Annotated in this window: 19 protein-coding genes; 15 read left to right on the top strand and 4 right to left on the bottom strand. The window is 69.0% G+C overall.

Annotation, left to right across the window (positions count from 1 at the left end):
- Positions 1–2 precede the first annotated feature (2 nt).
- On the bottom strand, positions 3–296 hold the full coding sequence (locus HCJ93_RS12425; RefSeq protein ID WP_167994228.1) for an Rv0250c family protein: 294 nt from the start codon (positions 294–296) through the stop codon (positions 3–5).
- Positions 297–586: 290 nt separating this feature from the next.
- Here HCJ93_RS12425 and HCJ93_RS12420 point away from each other — a divergent pair, with 290 nt between their 5' ends.
- The 13 genes from HCJ93_RS12420 (at position 587) to HCJ93_RS12360 (ending at position 18,932) form a co-directional block, all read left to right on the top strand.
- The gene (locus tag HCJ93_RS12420) at positions 587–2,869 is read left to right on the top strand and encodes an ABC transporter family substrate-binding protein (RefSeq protein ID WP_167994226.1); all 2,283 of its coding nucleotides are present in this window, start codon (positions 587–589) and stop codon (positions 2,867–2,869) included.
- Positions 2,870–3,045: 176 nt separating this feature from the next.
- On the top strand, positions 3,046–4,953 hold the full coding sequence (gene typA / locus HCJ93_RS12415) for a translational GTPase TypA (RefSeq protein ID WP_167994224.1): 1,908 nt from the start codon (positions 3,046–3,048) through the stop codon (positions 4,951–4,953).
- Between the two features lie 666 nt (positions 4,954–5,619).
- Positions 5,620–7,251: a peptide ABC transporter substrate-binding protein gene (locus HCJ93_RS12410; RefSeq protein WP_167994222.1), complete on the top strand. Its 1,632-nt coding sequence runs from the start codon at positions 5,620–5,622 to the stop codon at positions 7,249–7,251.
- Between the two features lie 136 nt (positions 7,252–7,387).
- The gene (locus HCJ93_RS12405; protein WP_167994220.1) at positions 7,388–8,317 is read left to right on the top strand and encodes an ABC transporter permease; all 930 of its coding nucleotides are present in this window, start codon (positions 7,388–7,390) and stop codon (positions 8,315–8,317) included.
- Complete coding sequence (locus HCJ93_RS12400) at positions 8,310–9,275, top strand: ABC transporter permease (protein ID WP_167994218.1); 966 nt, start codon at positions 8,310–8,312, stop codon at positions 9,273–9,275. Before HCJ93_RS12405 ends, HCJ93_RS12400 begins: the two co-directional genes overlap by 8 nt.
- A 12-nt stretch (positions 9,276–9,287) precedes the next feature.
- A complete protein-coding gene (locus tag HCJ93_RS12395; protein WP_167994216.1) occupies positions 9,288–10,343 on the top strand; it encodes an ABC transporter ATP-binding protein in 1,056 nt (351 codons plus the stop codon).
- Positions 10,336–11,484: an ABC transporter ATP-binding protein gene (locus tag HCJ93_RS12390; RefSeq protein WP_167994214.1), complete on the top strand. Its 1,149-nt coding sequence runs from the start codon at positions 10,336–10,338 to the stop codon at positions 11,482–11,484. The genes HCJ93_RS12395 and HCJ93_RS12390 overlap by 8 nt, the downstream gene beginning before the upstream one ends.
- Positions 11,485–11,722: 238 nt before the next feature.
- Positions 11,723–13,351, top strand: coding sequence for a peptide ABC transporter substrate-binding protein (locus HCJ93_RS12385; RefSeq protein ID WP_167994212.1), 1,629 nt, complete (start codon positions 11,723–11,725; stop codon positions 13,349–13,351).
- 6 nt (positions 13,352–13,357) lie between these two features.
- Positions 13,358–14,281 (top strand): ABC transporter permease, encoded by a 924-nt coding sequence (locus HCJ93_RS12380; protein ID WP_167994210.1) that lies wholly within the window; start codon positions 13,358–13,360, stop codon positions 14,279–14,281.
- Positions 14,274–15,254 (top strand): ABC transporter permease, encoded by a 981-nt coding sequence (locus HCJ93_RS12375; protein ID WP_167994208.1) that lies wholly within the window; start codon positions 14,274–14,276, stop codon positions 15,252–15,254. The genes HCJ93_RS12380 and HCJ93_RS12375 overlap by 8 nt, the downstream gene beginning before the upstream one ends.
- 6 nt (positions 15,255–15,260) lie before the next feature.
- Positions 15,261–16,235 (top strand): ABC transporter ATP-binding protein, encoded by a 975-nt coding sequence (locus tag HCJ93_RS12370; RefSeq protein ID WP_167994206.1) that lies wholly within the window; start codon positions 15,261–15,263, stop codon positions 16,233–16,235.
- Entirely contained in the window at positions 16,228–17,268 is a 1,041-nt protein-coding gene (locus HCJ93_RS12365; RefSeq protein WP_167994204.1) for an ABC transporter ATP-binding protein, read from the top strand. Before HCJ93_RS12370 ends, HCJ93_RS12365 begins: the two co-directional genes overlap by 8 nt.
- A gap of 368 nt (positions 17,269–17,636) precedes the next feature.
- The gene (locus HCJ93_RS12360; RefSeq protein WP_167994202.1) at positions 17,637–18,932 is read left to right on the top strand and encodes a hemopexin repeat-containing protein; all 1,296 of its coding nucleotides are present in this window, start codon (positions 17,637–17,639) and stop codon (positions 18,930–18,932) included.
- 14 nt (positions 18,933–18,946) lie between these two features.
- Here the strand turns inward: HCJ93_RS12360 and HCJ93_RS12355 are convergent, their stop codons facing one another.
- Positions 18,947–21,070: a S9 family peptidase gene (locus HCJ93_RS12355; protein ID WP_167994200.1), complete on the bottom strand. Its 2,124-nt coding sequence runs from the start codon at positions 21,068–21,070 to the stop codon at positions 18,947–18,949.
- Between the two features lie 207 nt (positions 21,071–21,277).
- Here HCJ93_RS12355 and HCJ93_RS12350 point away from each other — a divergent pair, with 207 nt between their 5' ends.
- Together HCJ93_RS12350 and HCJ93_RS12345 are read left to right on the top strand one after the other, a co-directional pair.
- Entirely contained in the window at positions 21,278–21,472 is a 195-nt protein-coding gene (locus tag HCJ93_RS12350; RefSeq protein ID WP_030842840.1) for a hypothetical protein, read from the top strand.
- A gap of 104 nt (positions 21,473–21,576) precedes the next feature.
- Positions 21,577–22,074, top strand: coding sequence for a hypothetical protein (locus HCJ93_RS12345; RefSeq protein ID WP_167994198.1), 498 nt, complete (start codon positions 21,577–21,579; stop codon positions 22,072–22,074).
- Positions 22,075–22,441: 367 nt separating this feature from the next.
- Here the strand turns inward: HCJ93_RS12345 and HCJ93_RS12340 are convergent, their stop codons facing one another.
- Entirely contained in the window at positions 22,442–22,651 is a 210-nt protein-coding gene (locus HCJ93_RS12340) for a DUF397 domain-containing protein (RefSeq protein WP_167994196.1), read from the bottom strand.
- Positions 22,648–23,532: a helix-turn-helix domain-containing protein gene (locus tag HCJ93_RS12335; protein WP_167994463.1), complete on the bottom strand. Its 885-nt coding sequence runs from the start codon at positions 23,530–23,532 to the stop codon at positions 22,648–22,650. The genes HCJ93_RS12340 and HCJ93_RS12335 overlap by 4 nt, the downstream gene beginning before the upstream one ends.

Raw genomic sequence — 23,532 nt, 5'->3', positions numbered from 1 at the left:
GCTCAGGGCGCGTGCCGGTCGCGTGCGCCGAGACCCTCGTCGTCGGTGTCGACCCACAGCGACGGGTCGTACGGGGTGTCGGAGATGGTGACGAGGTCGGGCCGCCTCTGCGGGACGGCCTGCTTGTCGGCCGTCTCCCGCAGCAGCGCGACGCTGTCCCGCAGGTGACCCGCGTCGGTGCGCACGCGGCGCATCTCCAGGCCGCCTGCGCCGAGCTGCTTCTCCAGGCGCCCCACCGACCGCATCAGGTCGTCGAGACACCGCTGGACGGTTGTCAGTTCGTCGTGCACGGACATGACTTGCCCTCACTTCCGCGGGTCCTTCACGGCCCAAGGCGGCAACGCTCGTGCGCCTGCGAGTGTTGCGCGTCACACCTTGCGCTGTGAAGGGATGTGCATCGATTGGCCGAGGCGCATCGGCGCATCACACGATGCGTTGCGCCGCACGGGTGGGCTTGCGGCCCGTGGTCGCCGTGTCGCTCTCGGTTGCCGAACCCTTTCCTCTTCAGTGGCCGCATACATCAGATGAGCGCCAAATACCACCAAAAGTGATCGTAACGCCCGCGGCTTTCCGGAGGTAACCAGAGATGTCCCACGACAGCGTCGGCCCGCGCGCGGTCATGCGCTCGGTCGCCTTCCTGACCGCGGGAGCACTCGCGGTGACCGCGCTGGCCGGATGCGGCTCCGAGGACCCGGCGGGCAAACCGCTCGCCGCAGCGGACATCAGGCCGGTCGACCGCGCGGAGGTGGCCGACGGCGGCACGCTGCGCTGGGGCGTGGACGCCGTCCCCGCCACCCTGAACACCTTCCAGGCGGACGCGGACGCCACCACCACCCGGATCGCCCAGGCCGTGCTGCCCTCCATGTTCCGGATGGACAGCCGCGGCCGGCCGGTGCGCAACCCCGACTATCTGGAGTCCGCCGAGGTCGTCGAGACCGAGCCCAAACAGGTCGTGCTGTACAAGCTCAACCAGCAGGCCGTCTGGAGCGACGGCCGGGAGATCGGCGCCGCCGATTTCGCCGCGCAGTGGCGCGCCCTGTCCGGCAAGGACAGCGCCTACTGGACGGCCCGCAACGCCGGCTACGACCGCATCGAGAAGATCGAACGCGGCAAGGGGAACCTCGAGGTCAAGGTCACCTTCAGCCGCACCTACGCGGACTGGCGGTCGCTGTTCTCGCCGCTGTACCCCAAGGAGGTCACCGGCACGCCGGACACCTTCAACGACGGGGCGCGCAAGAAGCTGAAGATCAGTGCCGGGCCGTTCAAGGTGAAGAAGGTCGACCGGGAGGACGACGAGGTCACCCTCGTCCGCAACCCCCGGTGGTGGGGTGCGCCGGCGCGGCTGAAGAAGATCGTGCTGCGGGAGGTGCCGCGGGACGAGCGGATCGAGGCGCTGGCCGAGGGCGAGATCGATCTGGCCGAGGTCGACCCGGGTGCGGCCGAGCGGATCACGGTGGCCGCGCGGCGCAAGGGCAAGGGCAGCGGCGGGGGCGGTGAGCAGCCGCTGATGGGGCCCGGGGACGGCAAGTCCGGCAGGTCCGCGGCGGCGGCGCTGCGCTCCTGGGCGGTGGCCAAGGGGTCCGACGAGGAGGCGGCCGAGGAGGAGGCCGCCGAGCGGGAGGAGCGGGCGGAGGCCGCGGCGCGGTACGCCCGGGAGCAGAAGGCGCTGGCCGGCTTCGAGGTGCGCAAGTCGCTGGAGCCGGCGTACACGCAGCTCGCGCTGAACGGGGCGGACGGGCCGCTGGCGGACGAACGGGTGCGGCGGGCCGTGGCCCGGGCGCTGGACCGAGAGGCGCTGGCGGAGGCGGTACTCAAGCCGCTGGGTCTGCCGGCCGAGCCGGTCGGCAGCCATCTCGCCCTGTCCGGGCAGGCGGCCTACGCGGACAACAGCGGGGCGCTCGGGGACCAGGACGCGGCGGAGGCGCGGGCGCTGCTGGCGGATGCGGGGTGGGTGCCGGGTGGTCCGGTGAAGGGGGAGAAGAGCGAGAAGGGCGAGAAGAGCGAGAGGGAGGACGAGGGGGAGGAGAAGGAGGCGGCAGGCTCGGAGAACTCCTCCAAGAAGGGGTCGGACAAGTCCGGGGGCGGTGACGACGACGGTACGTACATCGTCGGCGAGGACAGTGAGGAGGCCGGGGAGGACGACGGGAAGGCGCCGCAGGATGCCGCCACCCTGGACGGCGAGGGGCAGCTGGCGCACGACGGGCCGGCGCGGCACAAGCAGGGCAGCGCGCCCGGGGCCTACGCGCCCAAGGGCACGGCGGCGCCCGCCAACGCGGAGAACGCGCCGGTCGCCAAGAACGGCAAGGCCCTGACCCTGCGCTTCGTGGTTCCGAGCGGGCCGGGTTCGGACGCGCTGCGCACCGTGGCTCAGCGGATCTCCCGGATGCTGAAGAAGATCGGTATCCGTACGGACATCTCGAAGGTCGACGACGAGAGCTACTTCAAGGACCACATCGCGTCCGGTGAGTTCGATCTGGCCCTGTACTCGTGGCCGGCCACGGCGTACCCGGCGACGGACGCCCGGCCGGTGTACGCCAAGCCCGTCCCCGCCGCCGACGGCTCGCTGAACGTGGCGCAGAACTACACGCGGGTCGGCACCGACCAGGTGGACCAGCTCTTCGACCAGGCGATCACGACCCTGGACGACTCCGAGCGCAGCGCGCTGCTGCGCAAGGCCGACTCCCGCATCTGGGCCGCGGCCGGTTCCATCCCTCTCTACCAGCGCCCCCAGCTGGTGGCCGCCCGCAAGAACCTCGTCAACGCCGGCGCCTTCGGCTTCCGCACCCCCGTCTACGAGGACATGGGCTTCCTGAAGAAGGGCGCCCAGGGCCCCGGCAGGTCCTCCTCGTCCCCGTCCAAGTCCGGCTGACCGCACCTGCCACCCGGTGGGGCCGGCTCTGACCTGCGGGAACCAAGCCGAGCGAGGGGTTCGGGGCCGGGCCCCGTACCATGGGGTGTGGCCGTGGCGTGTTCAGCCCGGCAGGGCCCGCGCACCGCAGACGTTCGCGCGAGGCATTCCTCACCACTCCGGGAGTACGGCAGCTTATGGCCACGCGCCACGACATCCGCAACGTCGCCATCGTCGCTCACGTCGACCACGGCAAGACCACCATCGTCGACGGCATGCTCAAGCAGGCGGGCGCCTTCGCCGCGCACCAGCTCGACCAGGTCGACGACCGCATGATGGACTCCAACGACCTGGAGCGTGAGAAGGGCATCACGATCCTCGCCAAGAACACGGCGGTGAAGTACCACCCCAAGGACGGCGGGGACCCGATCACGATCAACATCATCGACACCCCCGGCCACGCCGACTTCGGCGGCGAGGTCGAGCGGGGTCTGTCGATGGTCGACGGTGTGGTGCTGCTGGTGGACGCCTCCGAGGGCCCGCTGCCGCAGACCCGGTTCGTGCTGCGCAAGGCGCTCCAGGCGCGGCTGCCGATCATCCTGTGCATCAACAAGACCGACCGTCCCGACGCCCGGATCGACGAGGTCGTCAATGAGACGTACGACCTCTTCCTGGATCTGGACGCGGACGAGGAGCAGATCGAGTTCCCGATCGTCTACGCGTGCGGCCGGGACGGGATCGCCTCGCTGACCAAGCCCGAGGACGGCACCGTGCCGGGCGACTCGGACTCGCTGGAGCCGTTCTTCTCCACGATCCTGGAGCACATCCCCGCGCCCACCTACGAGGAGGGCGCCCCGCTCCAGGCGCATGTCACCAACCTGGACGCCGACAACTTCCTCGGCCGTATCGCCCTGCTCCGGGTGCACCAGGGTGAGCTGAAGAAGGGGCAGACCGTCGCCTGGATGAAGCGCGACGGCTCGGTCAGCAATGTGCGGATCTCCGAGCTGATGATGACCGAGGCGCTGACCCGCAAGCCGGCCGAGAAGGCGGGCCCGGGTGACATCTGCGCCGTGGCGGGCATCCCGGACATCATGATCGGCGAGACCCTGGCCGACTCGGAGAACCCCAAGCCGCTGCCGCTGATCACGGTGGACGAGCCGGCGATCTCCATGACCATCGGTACCAACACCTCCCCGCTGGTCGGCCGCGGCGGCACCGGCAAGGGCGCCGATGCGAAGGCGGCCGTGAAGGACCGCAAGGTCACCGCCCGCCAGGTGAAGGACCGCCTGGACCGCGAGCTCATCGGCAATGTCTCGCTGCGCGTGCTGGACACCGACCGGCCGGACGCCTGGGAGGTGCAGGGCCGCGGTGAGCTGGCGCTGGCGATCCTGGTGGAGACCATGCGCCGGGAGGGCTACGAGCTGACCGTCGGCAAGCCGCAGGTCGTCACCAAGGAGGTCGACGGCAAGGTCTACGAGCCGGTCGAGCGCATGACGATCGACGTGCCCGAGGAGCACATGGGCGCCGTCACCCAGCTCATGGGCGTCCGCAAGGGCCGCATGGACAACATGTCCAACCACGGCTCCGGCTGGGTGCGCATGGAGTTCGTGGTGCCCTCGCGGGGGCTGATCGGCTTCCGGACGGAGTTCCTGACGCAGACCCGGGGCACCGGCATCGCGCACTCCATCCACGAGGGGCACGAGCCCTGGTTCGGCCCGCTGCAGACCCGCAACAACGGCTCCCTGGTGGCCGACCGTGCCGGCGCGGTCACGGCGTTCGCCATGACCAACCTGCAGGAGCGCGGTGTGCTGTTCGTGGAGCCCGGCACCGAGGTGTACGAGGGCATGATCGTCGGCGAGAACTCCCGCTCCGACGACATGGACGTCAACATCACCAAGGAGAAGAAGCTCACGAACATGCGGTCCTCGACCGCCGATGTGACCGAGTCCATCGTCCCGCCGCGCAAGCTCTCCCTGGAGCAGTCGCTGGAGTTCTGCCGTGACGACGAGTGCGTCGAGGTGACCCCGGAGGCGGTCCGGATCCGCAAGGTGGTCCTGGACCAGCGTGAGCGCGCCCGTGCCGCGAGCCGCGCCAAGCACGCCTGACCGGCCCGCAGGACGCCGCGGACGGCACCGGGAGCCCTTGGAGCGGGGCGTCCGGTGCCGTTCGCATATGCATCGCGGTCAGGCTCGTGGAGGGGGCCGGGGGGAGCCCCTCGACCAGGGGCGGAGGGTCGTAGGGAAAACCCTCGATCTCGCTGTGAGGAGCGTTGGAGGGGGTCATTCCGCACTACCCTGCGACGAGCAAAGCGCCCATACGGCCGGCAGCAACCGGGTCCGAGGTCCCCATGGCCGACGGCCCTGCCGGCCAAGTGTGCTGAGCACGCGGCAGCCCCGGCGGTCACCCTGCAATGCGGCCACGTTACGCGCAATCGGTTTTTCTCACCTGGGCGTCCGGTATTCGGACACTCACCCCCGATAGATGTGTAACAAGTCCGTTTCGCAGGGATCTTTCACCAAACCCTTTGTCCGGATTTTGGAAGATGTAGGCCCGAGCTGTGATCGAACCGAGACCTCGAGGGTGTGGTTCGGTCCAGGCGCATGGCAGATAGTTAGGCGCGTAGAGCTCGGAACAACGGGTCACGCGCTGTCGGCGCCGACTCACGAGCGCGGGGGCACCTGACGATCTCCGGCACCGGCGACGGGCGGTGGACGGCGACATGTCGTGTGCTCTTCTTTGCGGTGAACCAATGGACTCATGAGGAGGAACCCATGCGCGGTGCCAAGAGCGCCAAGTGGGTCGCGATAGCCGCGGTTGTGGCGCTGGGCGCGACCGCCTGTGGTGGGGGAAGCGGCGACAGCGGCAGCGACAACGGCAAGGGCGAGGTCGACCCGAAGGGCATTTTCTCGGTCGACGTCGGCGAGCCCCAGAACCCGCTCCAGCCCGCGAACGCCAAGGAGTCGAACGGCTCCAAGGTCATCCGTGCGATCTTCTCCCAGCTTGTCGACTTCGACGACAAGGGCAAGATCATTTACGAGAACGCCGAGTCCATCAAGACCGAGGACAACAAGGTCTGGACGGTCACCCTCAGGGACGGCTGGAAGTTCCACAACGGCGAGCCCGTGACGGCCAAGTCCTACGTTGACGCCTGGAACTGGGGCGCCAACATCAAGAACAACCAGACGAACAGCTACTGGTTCTCCGACATCAAGGGCTTCGAGGACGTCCACCCGGAGAAGGGTGAGCCGAAGTCCGACAAGATGTCCGGTCTGAAGGTCATCGACGACAAGACCTTCACCATCGAGCTCTCCTCGCCGATCCCGTACTTCGAGTACAAGCTCGGCTACGACGTCTGGTCCCCGCTGCCCAGCGGATTCTTCAAGGACCCGGAGGCCTACGGCGAGAAGCCGGTCGGCAACGGCCCCTACGAGTTCGTCAAGTGGGAGCACAAGAAGCAGATCGAGGTCAAGACCTACGCCGACTACAAGGGCGCGGACAAGCCCAAGAACGGCGGTGTGATCTTCAAGAACTACACCACCGTCGAGGCCGGCTACCAGGACCTGCTCTCCAACAACCTGGACATCATCCGCCAGATCGGTCCGAAGGACCTGCCCAAGCGCAAGACCGACCTCGGTGACCGCGCGGTGGACGAGCCGTACAACGCCGTCCAGTCGATCGTCCCGGCCTTCTACACCAAGCAGTGGAAGGACATCGACCCCAAGGTCCTGCAGGGTCTGTCCATGGCGATCGACCGCGAGACGATCACCAAGACCGTCCTCAACGGCACCCGTGAGCCCGCCACCAGCTTCGTGGCCAAGGGCGTGGCCGGCTACCAGCCGGGCATCGCGGGCGACATCCTCACCTACAACCCGGACAAGGCCAAGCAGCTCATCAAGGAGGGCGGCGGCGTTCCGGGCAACAAGATCTTCATCCAGTTCAACGCGGATGGCGGTCACAAGGAGTGGGTCGAGGCGGTCTGCAACAGCATCCGCAAGGCCACCGGTGTCGAGTGCGCCGGCGACTCCAAGCCGGACTTCCAGACCGACCTGGACACGCGTGACGCCCACAAGGTCAAGTCCATGTACCGCGGCGGCTGGGTGCAGGACTACCCGCTGAACGTCAACTTCATGCGGGACCTGTACGGCTCCAAGGCGGCCGGCAACACCTCCGGCTTCGCCGACAAGGAGATCGACGGCCTCTTCAAGAAGGGCGACAACGCCAAGGACCTGGACAGCGCCATCAAGGCCTACCAGGAGGCGGAGAAGGCCATGTTCGAGAAGATGCCGGCCATCCCGCTCTGGTACTACAAGGCCAACTACGGCTACTCCACGAACGTCAAGAACGTGAAGTTCGACAACAACGGTGACCCGGTCCTGCAGGACGTCGAGGTCCTCAAGAAGTAATCGAACAGTTCGCACGCGGGTGACGGCCCTTTCCGGGCCGTCACCGGTGCCGGCGGGGGGCCGACGGGCGTGAGTCTCCGGAACACGGAGCGGACAGCCCGTCGGCCTCTCCCGCTGTGACCGACATGGAGGAACCATGGGGCGCTACGTCGCGCGGCGACTGCTCCAGATGATCCCGGTGTTCATCGGGACGACCCTGCTGATCTTTCTCATGATGTACGCGCTGCCCGGCGACCCCGTGCGTGCGCTGTACGGAGAACAGTCGGTGGACCCGTCGCAGATTGCGGCGATCAAGGCGGAGTACGGGCTGGACAAGCCGCTCTGGCAGCAGTACGTCAACTACCTCGCCGGCCTGCCGCAGGGTGACTTCGGTACCCAGATCGCCAGCCGGCGCCCGGTCGCCGAGGTCATTTCCGAGGCCTTCCCCGTCACCGTCCGTCTGACCATCATCGCCTTCGTCTTCACCGTCCTGGTGGGCGTGTCGCTGGGCATCCTCTCCGGCATGCGCGCGGGCAAGAAGACCGACACTGGTGTGCTCGTGCTGACGCTGGCGCTGATCTCGGTGCCGTCGTTCGTGCTCGGCTTCCTGTTCCAGTGGCTGTTCGCGATGCAGCTCGGCTGGACCACGCCGACCGTCCAGGACTCGATGAACTTCAGTCAGCTGTTCCTGCCGGCCGTCGTCCTCGCCTCGTTGTCCCTGGCGTATGTCGCGCGTCTGACGCGTACGTCCATCGCGGAGAACCTGCGCGCGGACTACATGCGCACGGCGGTCGCCAAGGGTCTGCCGCGCCGGCGCATCATCTCCATGCACCTGATGCGCAACTCGATGATCCCCGTGGTCACCTTCCTCGGCATCGACATCGGCAACCTGATGACCGGCGCCATCGTCACCGAGGGCATCTTCAACGTGCAGGGCATCGGAAACCTGGTCTACCAGGCCCTCAGCCGCCGCGAGGGAGCGACGGTGGTGGGCATCGTCACGGTGATGGTGCTCATCTACCTCTTCGTCAACCTGATCGTCGACCTGCTGTACGCGGTCCTGGACCCGAGGATTCGCTATGCCTGAGCTGGCCTCGAAAACGGACACCGCCGTGGCGGCCCAGGCCGCGACCACCACGGACAACGTCCTCGCCACGGACGCCGGTCCCGCACCCGGCAAGCCCCGCAGCCTCTGGTCGGACGCCTGGTACGACCTGCGGCACAACTGGATGTTCCTGCTCTCGACGGGTCTGATCCTGCTGCTGCTGGTGGTCGCCGCCGTGCCGGACCTGTTCATCTCGGGCGACGTCAGCCCGCGGGACGGCGACCTGACCAAGCACTACCTGCAGAAGCCCGAACTCGGCCACGTCTTCTCCGCCGAGTGGCTCGGCTACGACCACCAGGGCCGCTCCATCTACGCCCGGCTGCTGCACGGCACCCGCGCCTCGATCCTCGTCGGCGTCATGGTCACCGTGGCGGTGACCCTGCTCGGCGGTCTGGTCGGCCTGATCTCGGGCTACTTCGGCGGCTGGGTCGACTCGGTGATGTCCCGCATCACCGACGTCTTCTTCGGCATCCCGTTCCTGCTCGGCGCCATGGTCGTCCTGAACACCTTCTCCGAGCGCTCGGTGCCCGTGGTCTCGCTGTCCCTCGCGGTCCTCGGCTGGACCTCCATCGCGCGCGTCATGCGCGGCTCGGTGATCACGGTCAAGCAGGCCGACTACGTCACCGCGGCCAAGGCGCTCGGCGCCGGAACCGGCCGGATCCTGTTCAAGCACATCCTTCCGAACGCCGTCGCCCCGGTGATCGTCGTCGCCACCATCGCGCTCGGCGGCTACATCACGGCCGAGGCGACCCTGTCCTTCCTGGGCATCGGTCTGACCGACTCGATCTCCTGGGGCCAGGACATCTCGGCGGGCAAGGACTACCTGCGCACCGCGCAGTACGTCCTGTTCTTCCCGGCCGCGATGCTGAGCCTCACGGTGCTGGCGTTCCTCATGTTCGGCGATGCGGTACGCAACGCCCTTGACCCCAAGTCGCGCTGAGGGAGGCGTTACGTGAGCATCATCGACAAGACCGACGCCGTCCTCGAGCCGCGCGCCGAGGACTTCGACGGCCCGCTGCTCGAAGTCCGGGACCTGCATGTGGAGTTCCACACGCGGGACGGTGTGGCCAAGGCCGTCAACGGCGTCAACTACACCGTGGACGCCGGCGAGACCCTCGCCGTGCTCGGCGAGTCCGGTTCCGGCAAGTCCGTGACCGCGCAGGCGATCATGGGCATCCTCGACATGCCTCCGGGACGCATCTCCAAGGGCGAGATCATGTTCCGCGGGCAGGACCTGCTGAAGCTGACCGAGGAGGAGCGCCGGAGGATCCGCGGCCGGAGGATCGCGATGATCTTCCAGGACGCGCTGTCCTCCCTCAACCCCGTGCTCTCGGTGGGCTACCAGCTCGGCGAGATGTTCCGGGTGCACCAGGGCCTGTCCAAGAAGGACGCCAAGGCCAAGGCGATCGAGATGATGGACCGGGTGAAGATCCCGGCCGCCGCGGCGCGGGTCAACGACTACCCGCACCAGTTCTCCGGCGGTATGCGCCAGCGCATCATGATCGCCATGGCGCTGGCCCTGGAGCCGGACCTGATCATCGCCGACGAGCCCACCACCGCCCTGGACGTGACCGTCCAGGCGCAGGTGATGGACCTGCTGGCGGAGCTGCAGCGCGAGTACCGGATGGGCCTCATCCTGATCACCCACGACCTCGGTGTGGTCGCGGACGTCGCCGACAAGATCGCGGTGATGTACGCGGGCCGGATCGTGGAGCGCGCCCCGGTGCACGAGCTGTACAAGAGCCCGGCGCACCCCTACACCAAGGGTCTGCTGGACTCCATCCCGCGCCTGGACCAGAAGGGCCAGGAGCTGTACGCGATCAAGGGACTGCCGCCGAACCTGACGCGGATCCCGAGCGGCTGCGCGTTCAACCCGCGCTGCCCCAAGGCGCAGGACATCTGCCGTACGGATGTCCCGCCGCTGCACCCGGTGACCGCGGCGGACGGGACCGAACTGGTCGGCCGTGCCTCGGCGTGCCACTTCTGGAAGGAGACGATCAATGGCTGAGCTCAGCAAGAAGGACGAGCCGGTCGACGCCACGCCGAACGTCTCCGAGGTGGCCGAGATCGACGCCCACTCCGAGGAGGAGGCCGTCGCCGCCATCGAGGCGCCGGTCGAGCGCGGTGAGCCGATCCTGCAGGTCCGCAACCTGGTGAAGCACTTCCCGCTCACCCAGGGCATCCTGTTCAAGAAGCAGGTCGGCGCCGTGAAGGCCGTCGACGGGGTCTCCTTCGACCTGTACCAGGGCGAGACCCTGGGCATCGTGGGCGAGTCCGGCTGCGGCAAGTCCACGGTGGCCAAGCTGCTGATGAACCTGGAGCGGGCCACCGCCGGCGAGATCTTCTACAAGGGCCAGGACATCACCCGGCTGTCGGGGCGGGCGCTGAAGGCGGTGCGCCGCAACATCCAGATGGTGTTCCAGGACCCGTACACCTCGCTGAACCCGCGGATGACGGTCGGCGACATCATCGGGGAGCCGTTCGACATCCACCCCGAGGTGGCTCCGAAGGGCGACCGCCGCAAGCGCGTCCAGGAACTGCTGGACGTGGTGGGTCTCAACCCGGAGTACATCAACCGGTATCCGCACCAGTTCTCCGGCGGTCAGCGCCAGCGCATCGGCATCGCCCGCGGCCTGGCGCTCAACCCGGAGATCATCATCTGCGACGAGCCGGTCTCCGCGCTGGACGTCTCCGTCCAGGCACAGGTCATCAACCTGATGGAGCGCCTGCAGGACGAGTTCAACCTCTCCTACATCTTCATCGCGCACGACCTGTCGATCGTCCGTCACATCTCCGACCGGGTCGGCGTGATGTACCTGGGCAAGGTCGCCGAGATCGGCACCGACGTGCAGATCTACGACCACCCGACCCACCCCTACACCCAGGCCCTGCTCTCGGCCGTCCCGGTCCCGGACCCCGAGTCCCGTGAGGGCCGGGAGCGGATCATCCTCACCGGTGACGTCCCGTCCCCGGCCAACCCGCCGTCGGGCTGCCGCTTCCGCACCCGCTGCTGGAAGGCCCAGGACAAGTGCGCCACCGAGGTGCCGCTGCTCGCGGTCCCCGAGCGGTTCAAGGGCTCCGACTCCCCGGCTGCCCACGAGTCGGCCTGCCACTTCGCCGAGGAGAAGGACGTGGTCCACGCGGCGTAACCCCCATACGCCCCGTCCCCCCAACCGGAACCCGGCGCCCCGTCAGGTGGCGCCGGGTTCCGCCGTCTCCGCGCCCCGGCCCCCGGCACCTCGTACTCCGCAGCCCCGCGATACGTACATACGGCTGGAGTCCGCCCCCGATTTCGCCCCGGACAGGCGTCGCACCCAGGCAATGTGCACCATTTGTCGGATATTGGGCCTTCAGGGATCGACAGGTGCACGTACGAGGAGGCACTCCATGCGTGGAGGCACGCACGCCAGGTGGGTCGTCGGTGCGGTCGCCGTGGCTCTCGCGGCCACCGCCTGCGGGAGCGAGAGCAGCGGCGGGAGCGCGGACGCGGGGGCGGTGCTCAGTGCCTCCTGGGGCGACCCGCAGAACCCGCTGGAGCCGGCCAACACCAACGAGGTGCAGGGCGGCAAGGTCCTCGACATGATCTTCCGGGGGCTCAAGCGCTACGACCCGGAGACCGGGGCCGCCGAGAACATGCTCGCCGAGAGCATCGAGACCTCGGACTCGCAGAACTTCACCATCAAGATCAAGGACGGCTGGACCTTCAGCAACGGAGAGAAGGTCACCGCCCGCTCCTTCGTCGACGCCTGGAACTACGGTGCCAGCCTGAAGAACAACCAGCGCAACGCCTACTTCTTCGGCTACATCGAGGGCTACGACAAGGTCCACCCGGACAGCGGTGAGCAGACCGCCGACAAGCTCTCCGGGCTGAAGGTCGTCGACGAGCTGACCTTCACCGTCAAGCTCACCCAGAAGTTCTCGACCTTCCCCGACACCCTCGGCTACAACGCCTACGCCCCCCTGCCCCGGGCCTTCTTCGAGGACCACGACGCCTGGGTCGCCAAGCCCGTCGGCAACGGCCCCTACCTGGTCGACTCCTACACCAAGGGCTCCCAGATCTCCCTGCGCCGCTGGGAGGAGTACCCCGGCGACGACAAGGCCCAGAACGGCGGCGTCGACCTGAAGGTCTACACCGACAACAACACCGCCTACACCGACCTGCTGGCCGGCAACCTCGACCTGGTCGACGACGTCCCCGCCGCCCAGCTGAAGAACGTCAAGAAGGATCTCGGCGACCGCTACCTCAACACCCCCGCCGGCATCCTGCAGACCCTCGCCTTCCCCTACTACGACAAGGCCTGGAACAAGCCCGGCATGGAGAAGGTGCGCACCGGGCTCTCGCGGGCGATCGACCGCAAGCAGATCACCGAGACCATCTTCCACAAGACCCGCACCCCCGCCACCGACTGGACCTCCCCGGTCCTCGGCAAGGACGGCGGCTTCCGGGACGGGCTGTGCGGCGACGCCTGCGAGTACGACCCGGAGGCGGCCAAGAAGCTCATCAAGGAGGGCGGCGGCCTGCCCGGCGGCCGGGTCACCATCACCTTCAACGCGGACACCGGCTCCCACAAGGACTGGGTCGAGGCGGTCTGCAACTCCATCAACAACGCCCTGGACAACGAGCGCGCCTGCACCGCAGGCCCCGTCGGCACCTTCGCCGACTTCCGCAGCCGGATCACCCAGCGCAAGATGAGCGGCCCGTTCCGCGCCGGCTGGCAGATGGACTACCCGCTCATCCAGAACTTCCTCCAGCCGCTCTACTACACCAACGCCTCCTCCAACGACGGCAAGTGGTCCAACGAGAAGTTCGACGACCTGGTCGACCGTGCGAACCGGGAGTCCGACCCCGCCAAGGCCGTCGAGCTGTTCCAGCAGGCCGAGGAGGTCGTCCGGGACAACATGGCGGCCATCCCGCTGTGGTACCAGAACGGCAGCGCCGGCTGGTCCGAGCGGCTCTCCGGCGTCAAGCTCAACCCGTTCAGCGTCCCCGTCTACCACGAGATCAAGGTCAGCTGAGCCGTCATGGGGCGCTACGTCGTCCGGCGTCTGCTCCAGATGATCCCGGTGTTCATCGGGGCCACGCTGCTGATCTTCCTCATGGTCCATGTGATGGGCGACCCCGTCGCCGGGCTGTGCGGCGAGCGTCGCTGCGACCCGGCGACCGCCGCCCGGCTGCGCCAGGAGTTCGGCCTCGACCAGCCGGTGTGGCAGCAGTACCTCACCTACATGGGGAACATCGTCACCGGCGACTTCGGCACGGCGTTCAACGGCCAGGAGGTCACCGAGCTGATGTCGACGGCGTTCCCCGTCACCATCCGGCTCACCCTGGTCGCCATCTGCTTCGAGATCGTCATCGGCATCACCCTCGGCGTGCTCACCGGGCTGCGCCGGGGCCGCCCGGTCGACACCTCGGTGCTGCTGGTGACCCTCGTCGTGATCTCGGTGCCCACCTTCGTCACCGGCCTGCTGCTGCAGCTGCTGCTCGGCGTGAAATGGGGCCTGATCCGCCCCTCCGTCTCGTCCGCGGCACCCTTCGGCGAGCTGCTCGTGCCCGGCCTGGTGCTGGCGTCGGTCTCCCTCGCCTACGTCACAAGGCTGACCCGCACCTCCATCGCCGAGAACCGGCGCTCCGACTATGTGCGCACCGCCGTCGCCAAGGGGCTGCCGCGCCGGCGGGTCGTGGTCCGGCACCTGCTGCGCAACTCGCTCATCCCCGTGGTCACCTTCATCGGCGCCGACATCGGCTTCCTCATGGGCGGCGCCATCGTCACCGAGCGCATCTTCAACATCCACGGCGTCGGCTACCAGCTCTTCCAGGGCATCCTGCGGCAGAACACACAGACCGTGGTCGGCTTCGTCACCGTCCTCGTCCTGGTCTTCCTGCTCTGCAATCTCGTCGTCGACCTGCTGTACGCCGTACTCGACCCGAGGATCCGCTATGCCTGACCAGCACTACGAGCCGGAACGCGCCCTCGCGGGCGCCGGTCTGGGCGGCACCACGGAGCTGGGCGTGGACGAGGCCGAGGTCCTCCAGCGGCCGCCCGCCGGTCCCGACGGCACCGGGGAGCAGGGCCCGCCCCGCTCCCTGTGGTCCGACGCCTGGCGGGACCTGCGCCGCAACCCGGTCTTCATCGTCTCCGCCCTGATCATCTGCTTCCTGATCGTCATCTCTCTGTGGCCCTCGCTGATCGCCTCCGGCAGTCCGCTCAAGTGCGACCTGTCCAAGGCGCAGGAGGGCTCCCAGCCCGGCCACCCGTTCGGCTTCAACGGGCAGGGCTGCGACGTCTACACGCGAACCGTCTACGGCGCCCGCACCTCCGTCGCCGTCGGCGTCCTCGCCACCCTCGGGGTGGCCGTGCTCGGCAGCGTCCTCGGGGCGCTGGCCGGCTTCTTCGGCGGCGTCTGGGACTCGGTCCTCTCCCGCGTCACCGACGTCTTCTTCGCCATCCCCGTCGTCCTCGGCGGCCTGGTGCTGCTGTCCGTCATCACCAGCAACACCGTCTGGCCCGTCATCGGCTTCATCGTGCTGCTCGGCTGGCCGCCCATCTCCCGCATCGCCCGCGGCGCGGTCATCACCGTCAAGCAGAACGACTACGTCCAGGCCGCCCGCGCCCTCGGCGCCTCCAACACCCGGCTGCTGCTGCGGCACATCGCGCCCAACGCGATCGCCCCGGTCATCGTGGTCGCCACCATCGCCCTCGGCACGTACATCGCGCTCGAGGCCACGCTGTCCTACCTCGGCGTCGGGCTGAAGCCGCCCAGCGTCTCCTGGGGCATCGACATCTCCGCCGCCTCGCCGTACGTCCGCAACGCCCCGCACGCGCTGCTGTGGCCCTCCGGCGCCCTCGCGGTCACGGTGCTGGCCTTCATCATGCTCGGCGACGCGGTGCGCGACGCCCTCGACCCGAAGCTGAGGTGAGCCGACGTGCTGCTCGAAGTCCGCGACCTGCACGTGGAGTTCCGCACCAGGGACGGTGTCGCCAGGGCCGTCAACGGCGTCAGCTACCAGGTGGACGCCGGCGAGACCCTCGCGATCCTCGGCGAGTCCGGCTCCGGCAAGTCCGTCACCGCCCAGGCGGTCATGGGCATCCTCGACATGCCGCCCGGCCGGATCACCGGCGGTGAGGTGATCTTCCAGGGCCGGGACCTGCTGAAGCTGAAGGAGGCGGAGCGCCGCAAGGTCCGGGGCGCCGGAATGGCGATGATCTTCCAGGACGCGCTGTCCTCCCTCAACCCGGTGATCCCCGTCGGCGACCAGCTCGGCGAGATGTTCGTGGTCCACCGGGGCATGTCCTGGCGGGACGCGCGGGCCAGGGCGGTCGAGCTGATGGACCGGGTCCGCATCCCCGCCGCCCGGGAGCGGGTCAGGCAGTACCCGCACCAGTTCTCCGGCGGTATGCGCCAGCGCATCATGATCGCGATGGCGATCGCCCTCGAACCCGCCCTGATCATCGCCGACGAGCCGACCACCGCCCTGGACGTGACCGTCCAGGCGCAGGTGATGGACCTGCTGGCGGAGCTGCAGCGCGAGTACCGGATGGGCCTCGTCCTGATCACCCATGACCTCGGTGTGGTCGCGGACGTCGCCGACAGGATCGCGGTGATGTACGCGGGCCGCATCGTCGAGTCCGCCCCCGTGTACGACATCTACAAGGCGCCGGCCCACCCCTACACCCGCGGCCTGCTGGACTCCGTCCCGCGCCTGGACCAGAAGGGCCAGGAGCTCTACGCCATCAAGGGCCTGCCGCCGAACCTCACCCGTATCCCGCCCGGCTGCGCCTTCCACCCCCGCTGCCCGCTGGCCCGCGGCCTGTGCCGGGTCGACGAGCCCTCGCTGTTCGAGGTGTCCGCCACCCGCGGCAGCGCCTGCCACTTCTGGAGGGAGTGCCTGGATGGCTGAGCCGATCCTGGAGGTCAGCGGTCTGGTCAAGCACTACCCGCTGACCCGGGGCGTGGTCTTCAAGAAGCGCGTCGGCGAGGTGCGCGCCGTGGACGGCGTGGACTTCACCCTGGCCCGCGGCGAGACCCTCGGCATCGTCGGGGAGTCCGGCTGCGGCAAGTCCACGGTGGCCAAGCTGCTGGTGAACCTGGAGCGGCCGACGGCCGGTTCCATCCGCTACCGGGGCGAGGACATCACCCGGTTGTCGGGGCCCGCGCTGAAGGCGGTGCGCCGCAACATCCAGATGGTGTTCCAGGACCCGTACACCTCGCTGAACCCGCGGATGACGGTCGGCGACATCATCGGGGAGCCGTTCGACATCCACCCCGAGGTGGCTCCGAAGGGCGACCGCCGCAAGCGCGTCCAGGAACTGCTGGACGTGGTGGGTCTCAACCCGGAGTACATCAACCGGTATCCGCACCAGTTCTCCGGCGGTCAGCGCCAGCGCATCGGCATCGCCCGCGGCCTGGCCCTCAATCCGGAGATCATCATCTGCGACGAGCCGGTCTCCGCGCTGGACGTCTCCGTCCAGGCGCAGGTCATCAACCTGATGGAGCGCCTGCAGGACGAGTTCGACCTCTCCTACATCTTCATCGCGCACGACCTGTCGATCGTCCGTCACATCTCCGACCGGGTCGGCGTGATGTACCTCGGACGCATCGTCGAGACCGGCACCGACACCGAGATCTACGAGCACCCGACCCACCCCTACACCCAGGCCCTGCTCTCGGCCGTCCCGGTCCCCGACCCGGAGGCCCGCCAGCGCCGGGAGCGGATCATCCTCACCGGTGACGTCCCGTCCCCGGCCGACATCCCCTCCGGGTGCCGCTTCCGCACCCGCTGCTTCAAGGCGCGGGAGCGGTGCGCGGTGGAGGTCCCGGCGCTGGCGGTGCCCGCCGAGTACCGCGCCCTGGGCGGCCCGGCGGCCCATGCCTCGGCCTGCCACTTCGCCGAGGAGAAGCTGGTGGTGCCGCCGGAGGAGCGGCTCGCCTAGCAACTCCCCGCCCTGTCGCCCACATCCGTACATATGTCCGCCAACGGTGTTAACACGTACGCAACTTGGCGGACTCGATTCCGATATACGGACAGGCGACGCTGAACAGCGTACGGCCGTGCGGGTGCCGTAAGCGGGCCGGGACCCTGTGGGGATCCCGGCCCGTGGCCCTGCGCCCGCCCGCGGAAAACGGCCTCTGAACAGGCGGTCCGCACGGGACCGCCGTATGTTTGAAGTGAGCGCCCAGCACGTCCCGGGCAGCCGGCGGGGGACATGGCGAGCGCGGCCAGGCCCGGGCATCCCGCAGCAACTGAACCGCGTGCTGCCGAGCCCGCCCACCGGGCCGGCGCGCGAGAGGGCGAGCAGTGATGACCAGGGCCTTCTTCCTGCGCGGTGCGATGTACGCCAGGTACGACCTGCAGCGCGATCGCGTGGACGACGGATATCCCAAACCCGTCACCGCGGGCTGGTCGGGGATCGACGGCACCGGCTTCGAGTCGGGCATCGACACGGCCGTCTCGCTCGGCAACGGAAAGCTCTACTTCTTCAAGGGCGGTTCCTACCTGCGCATCGACGAGCGGCGGCTCGCCGTGGACGCCGGGGCGGCGGACATCGGCGGAGCGTGGGGCGGATTCGCTGAGGCCGGATTCGGCGCCTTCCTGGACTCGGCGGTGAACTGGGGGAACGGGAAGGTGTACGTCTTCCGCGGGGACTCCTACCTCCGCTACGACATCGCCGCCGACCGGGTCGACGACGGATACCCGCTGCCGGTGAGCGGCAACTGGCCCGGCTTCGCCGAGACGGGGTTCACGGACGGCATCGAGGGAGGCTTCGTCACCGGCGGCGGCAAGGCGTACTTCTTCCGCCGGGGGCGGTACGTCCGTTACGACGTCGCCGCCGACCGGGTGGACGACGGCTACCCGCTGCCCGTCGCCGGCAACTGGCCGGGCCTGGCGGAGGCCGGGTTCGCGGACTCGGTGGACGCGGTCTGGACGCCGGCCGGAGCGGCCACCCCCGTCACTCCCGTCGGCGGACGGCTGACCCCGGGCGACCACGTCTGGTACTTCGACGGGCGGATCTCGATGGCGCAGGAGATCCCGCGCAGCACCTGGTTCCCGGGCTCCAAGGGCCCGACCGACTACCAGGGGCACGGCAAGGAGATCTTCCAGTTCGTGGTGCACTCCGACGGAACGATCTTCCGCGGCCGGCCGCACATGCGGGGCTTCCCCGGCACCTACGCCTGGCTGAACAACAATCCCGGCAACATCACCGGCCGCCCCGGCGGACCGGACTACGGGCAGTACCCCGGGAAGTTCAACTGGCACAACTTCCTGATCTTCCCGACCCGGGAGACCGGGTACCGGGCGATCGCCACGTTCCTGCGCACGGCGAGCTGCCCCAAGCGCGGCCCGTACCGGGACCTGAGCATCCTCGACGCCTTCGAGTGCTACGCGCCCGCCTCGGACGGCAACAACCCGGTGAAGTACGCCCAGGCGGTGGCGGAGGCCGCCGGGGTGCCGACGAGCACCCCGGTCGGCCACCTGGACGACGTGCAGATGCGCCTGATGCAGGACAAGATCGCGGAGGTGGAGGGCGCCGTCCCGGGCGACGTCCTCACCGCCGGCTCTCCCGAACTGCCGCAGGAGATCGGAAGCCTGCTCTGAGCGGCGGGCCGGGCTCAGTCCCTGGGCAGTCCCAGGGAGCGCTTGAGGAAGTCCACCTGGAGGAGCAGCAGGTTCTCCGCGACCTGTTCCTGCGGGGTCATGTGGGTCACCCCCGACAGCGGCAGCACCTCGTGCGGGCGGCCCGCGGCAAGGAGGGCGGAGGACAGGCGCAGGGCGTGGGCGACGACCACGTTGTCGTCGGCGAGTCCGTGCACGATCATCAGCGGGCGGTGCGGCTCACCGGCGCCGGACAGCCCGTCGTCGGTGACGAGGGAGCTCTTGGCGTAGGTCTCCGGACGGGTGGCCGGGTCGCCCAGGTACCGCTCGGTGTAGTGGGTGTCGTACAGCCGCCAGTCCGTCACCGGGGCGCCGGCGATCCCGGCGTGGAAGACGTCGGGGCGGCGCAGCACGGCCAGCGCGGCGAGGTAGCCGCCGTAGGACCAGCCGCGGACGGCGACCCGCGAGAGATCGAGGGGGTGGGACGCCGCCAGGTCGCGCAGGGCCTCGATCTGGTCGTCCAGGGAGAGGGTGAAGTCGTGGTGGACGGCCTTCTCCCAGGCGGGGGAGCGGCCCGGGGTGCCCCGGCCGTCGGCGACGACCACCGCGAAGCCCTGGTCGGCGAACCACTGCGAGGTCAGGTGCGGGTTGTGCGCGGCCAGCACCCGGGCGCCGTGGGGTCCGCCGTAGGGGTCCATGAGGACGGGGAGTGGGGCGTTCCCGGAGTAGTCCCGGGGCATAAGCACGGCGCACGGGATGCGGCGTGCGCCCCCATGGGTCAAGGTCACCCGGGGCGACATACCGGGATCGTCGGCATATGACGGGACAGCCCCCGTCGGTTTCCCGTCACGCAGGATCCGCACCCGCGCACCTGGCCGGTCCAGGGTCGCCGAGACCAGCACGGTGACGTTCCCGGCCCGCACCGCCGAGTGCACCCCGGGCTCCTGGGAGAGCCGCTCCACCCCCAGCTCGTTCACCCGGTACACATGCACCTCGCCGATCTCCGGCTCGGCCGCCTCCTCGCCCGCCGAGGCCGCGACCAGCACATCGTCGTCGGAGACGTCGAGCACCGCCCGCAGGTGCAACTGCGGCCCGGTGAGCGGCCGTTCGCCCACCACCAGGCGTCGGGCACCCCCCTCGTCGGTGATCCGCACCAGCCGCCCTGAGGGGCTCCAGCAGGGAACCCCGGGGAAAAGTTCCAGCCAAGTCGGATCTTCGTCGGCGTGCACCATCCGGGTCGCCCCGGTGTCGGGGTCCACCGCCAGGAACAGCTGGCTGCGGTGATCGCGCGCCTGCACGAGCAGCAGCGGCGCACCCGCCCCTGACCAGTGCACTCGCGCGAGATACGGGTAGCGGGCCCGGTCCCAGGACACCTCCGTGCGCACCCCGTCGAGCCCGATCACGAACAGCCGTACATCGGCGTTGGGGGTGCCCGCGGCCGGGTAGGCCACCCGGCTCGGCTCCCGCTCCGGGTGCGCCGGATCGGAGATGAACCACCGTCGCACCGGCGCGTCGTCCACGCGCGCCACCAGCAACCGGTCCGACTCCGGTGACCACCAGAAGCCCCGCGAGCGCCCCATCTCCTCGGCGGCGATGAACTCGGCCATTCCGTAGGAGACGGTGCCGTCGTCCGGGGCGGCGAGTGCGCGGTCGTCCGCTCCCTCCGCGGAGACGACCCGCAGGGCGCCGCCCGCGACATAGGCGACATGGCGGCCGTCGGGGGAGGGGCGGGGGTCGATCACCGGGTGGGCGGCGGGCAGCTCACGGGCCGTCCCGGCCCGCAGCTCGGCCGTGAAGAGCCGCCCTGACAAGGCAAAAGACGCCAGCTCCACGGCGGCGTCGGTGGCGTAGGAGACGATGCCGGCCCCGCCCTCGCGGCTGCGCTCGCGCCGGGCCCGCTCCTCGGGGGAGAGATGCTCCTCCAGGCCCCCGAGGAGGGCGCGCGGGTCGGCCGCCACGCGCTCCGTGCCCTCCTCCGTGTCGAGCACCCACAGCGAGTTCGCCCGGTCCGTGCCGGAACCGGAGCGCAGGAACACGACACGGGAGCCGTCGGGCGCCACGGTGAACGAACGCGGCGCGCCGAGCGTGAAGCGCTGGGTGCGGGCGTGCCGTCGGGGGAAGGAGTCGGTCTCGGTCGTCATGCCCTGACCATATTGGCCATGCGCCCCCTTGTGCGGCCGTGCGCCGATCGATGCGCAGGTACGAATAGTTATGATCGCTGGCGCAGAGTGGGTATGAACCTGCTCAGCATCCAAGTGGATTTATCTGTGTCGACAACTGCATCAACAACTGGATGGCCGTGTCGACTTGTCCGCCCCCATGCCTTGGACCCTTGGAGGTGAGCCGCCGTGGCACTCTCGATTTCGGCGGTGGTGCTGCTGGCGATCATCGTCTTCCTGCTGATCAAGAAGTCGGGCCTGAAGGCGGGCCACGCGATCGTGTGCATGCTCCTCGGCTTCTACCTCGCGTCCTCCACCGTCGCTCCGACGATCAACGAGCTGACGACGAACATCGCGGGCATGATCGGCAGTATCAAGTTCTGAGCGACACTCGGCTGGTGCCTGCACCAAGGCGTGCTCGGCCCGCGCCGCGGTCCGGGCTGCGTGAGTCCGGTTTTCCTGCTCCCCCTGGCCGAGGCTTCGTAAGCTTGTCGGGCGCGGCACGAGCGAGGTGCTGGGCGAGCGGACGAGGGGGCGGCGCGCGTGGACGAGGAGAACTCACCGTCCTGACCAACCCGAACGCCGCCTACGTCAGCGCTGGCCAGTTCGGTGAGGTGCTGGCCGAGGAGTTCGTCACCCGAACGGGCACGCGCGTCGAGGGGACCCGCCCGATCGACCGTCTCAACGCGCTCACCCGGGCCGGGGTCCTGGTCGGCTGGAGCCGTGCTGCCTTCGGCACCTTGCGCCGGGGCCGCAACGACGCCGCGCACCACCACCTCTTCGACACCACCAAGGCTCCGGAAGCCCTGAAGCTGTGCTGGCAGCTGGGCGATCTCTTCGACCGGGCCATGGGCGGCACCCGAGCGGTCACCGCGTTCGTCCCGCCCACGCTCCCCGCCGAGACGCCCAGACCGATCCGCAGGAGATCGCGGAGCTGTGCGAGGCGCCGGACCATCACCGGCGCACGCCGGCCGAGTCCCGCGTGAAGCTGTCGGAGGCGGGCGACCGCCTGGAAGCCGAACGCCGGGCCCGCGCCGAGGCCGAACGGCGTCAAGCGAACGTTCTCTTCTTCGAGAAGAATCCCCCCCGCGCGTCGGCGGCAAGCCGCACACCACTGAGACATGGGTCTACGACTCCCGCACGGGCCAGCACTTCACGCTGAAGCAGCGCCCGCTCACCCGCGCCCACCTGGACGACTTCGTGGCGGCCTACCGGCCGGGCGACCCCGCTCCTCGCGCGTCGAGTCCCAGGACGAGAACGGGCCGTTCAAGAAGTTGAGTTCACCGCCATCGCCCGCTCCCTTGGCGGCGACGTGGACGTACCGGAGGCCGAGGTCGAGCAGGAGTCGCCGACTCAGCCCCCGACCGCGTACGGCACGAAGCCGGCCCACGCGGCGGGGGTGAAGGCCAGGCGGGGGCCTTCGACGTTCTTGGAGTCACGGACGTGGACGGTGCTGGGCTCGGTGGCGACTTCGACGCAGGAGTCGCCCTCACTGCCGCTGCTGTAACTGCTCTTGAACCACGCCAGGCCGGAGGCGTCCTCCGACGAAATATTGCGGGTCATGTCTCCCCCAGCAGTTGCTCGATGAACGAGGCGGACTCACGCGGCGTGAGGGCCTGCGCCCGGATGATGCCATACCGTAGTTCCAGGATACGGAGCTGGCGCAGGTCAGAAACCGGTCGTCCGTTGGCCACTGCTGGTGAACGGCCGACCGCTGAACCGTCCTCAAACTTGAGCACCTCAATGCCACCGTCCACCCCGGCATGCTCATAGCGTTCCATCGGCATCACTTGGAGCTCGACGTTGCGCAACTTTCCTGCTGCAAGCAGGTGTTCAAGCTGACTGCGCAGGATCTCCCTTCCACCGAGTGGTCGCCGAAGCGTCCACTCCTCCAGGACGAAGCTGAGGTCGGGTGCCGGGTCTCGCTCGAAGATCGCCTTGCGAGCTACGCGTGCTGCGATGAACCGCTCCACTTCCTCCGTTGAGTAGGCGGGGCGTCGCATCGACAGGAGCGCGCGCGAGTATTCCGGGGTCTGCAACAGCCCGTGAATGTGCAGCGGGTCATAGAGCTGAAGCTCCACCGCCCGCGCCTCCATCTGCGCCAGATCCCGCACCTTCTTCGGGTACCGGACCTTCTTCACGTCCTCCTTCATCGCCGCGACGAGCCCCCCGGCGCCGAGTACCTCGTCCGCCGTGTCCAGATACTCGGGGCGGGGGATCCGCTTGCCGGTCTCGATCTTGTAGACGAGGTCCTCCCCGTACCCGACCGCTGCCGCGAACTCGCCGACCCGCATCCCTGCGGCCTCCCGGCGGAGCCTCAACTGCCGTCCCACGGTAGCCACTACGGCGAGGGCCCAGGCGTCGTCCGGGTCCACGTCCCAGCCCGGCTCGTCCGTCTGATCCGTCTCGGCCCTGACCCGCACCGCCTCGCCGTTCACCGACAT

The sequence above is a fragment of the Streptomyces composti genome (assembly GCF_012034205.1).
Lineage (GTDB): Bacteria > Actinomycetota > Actinomycetes > Streptomycetales > Streptomycetaceae > Streptomyces > Streptomyces composti.
This window is presented reverse-complemented; position numbering and strand designations above follow the sequence as displayed.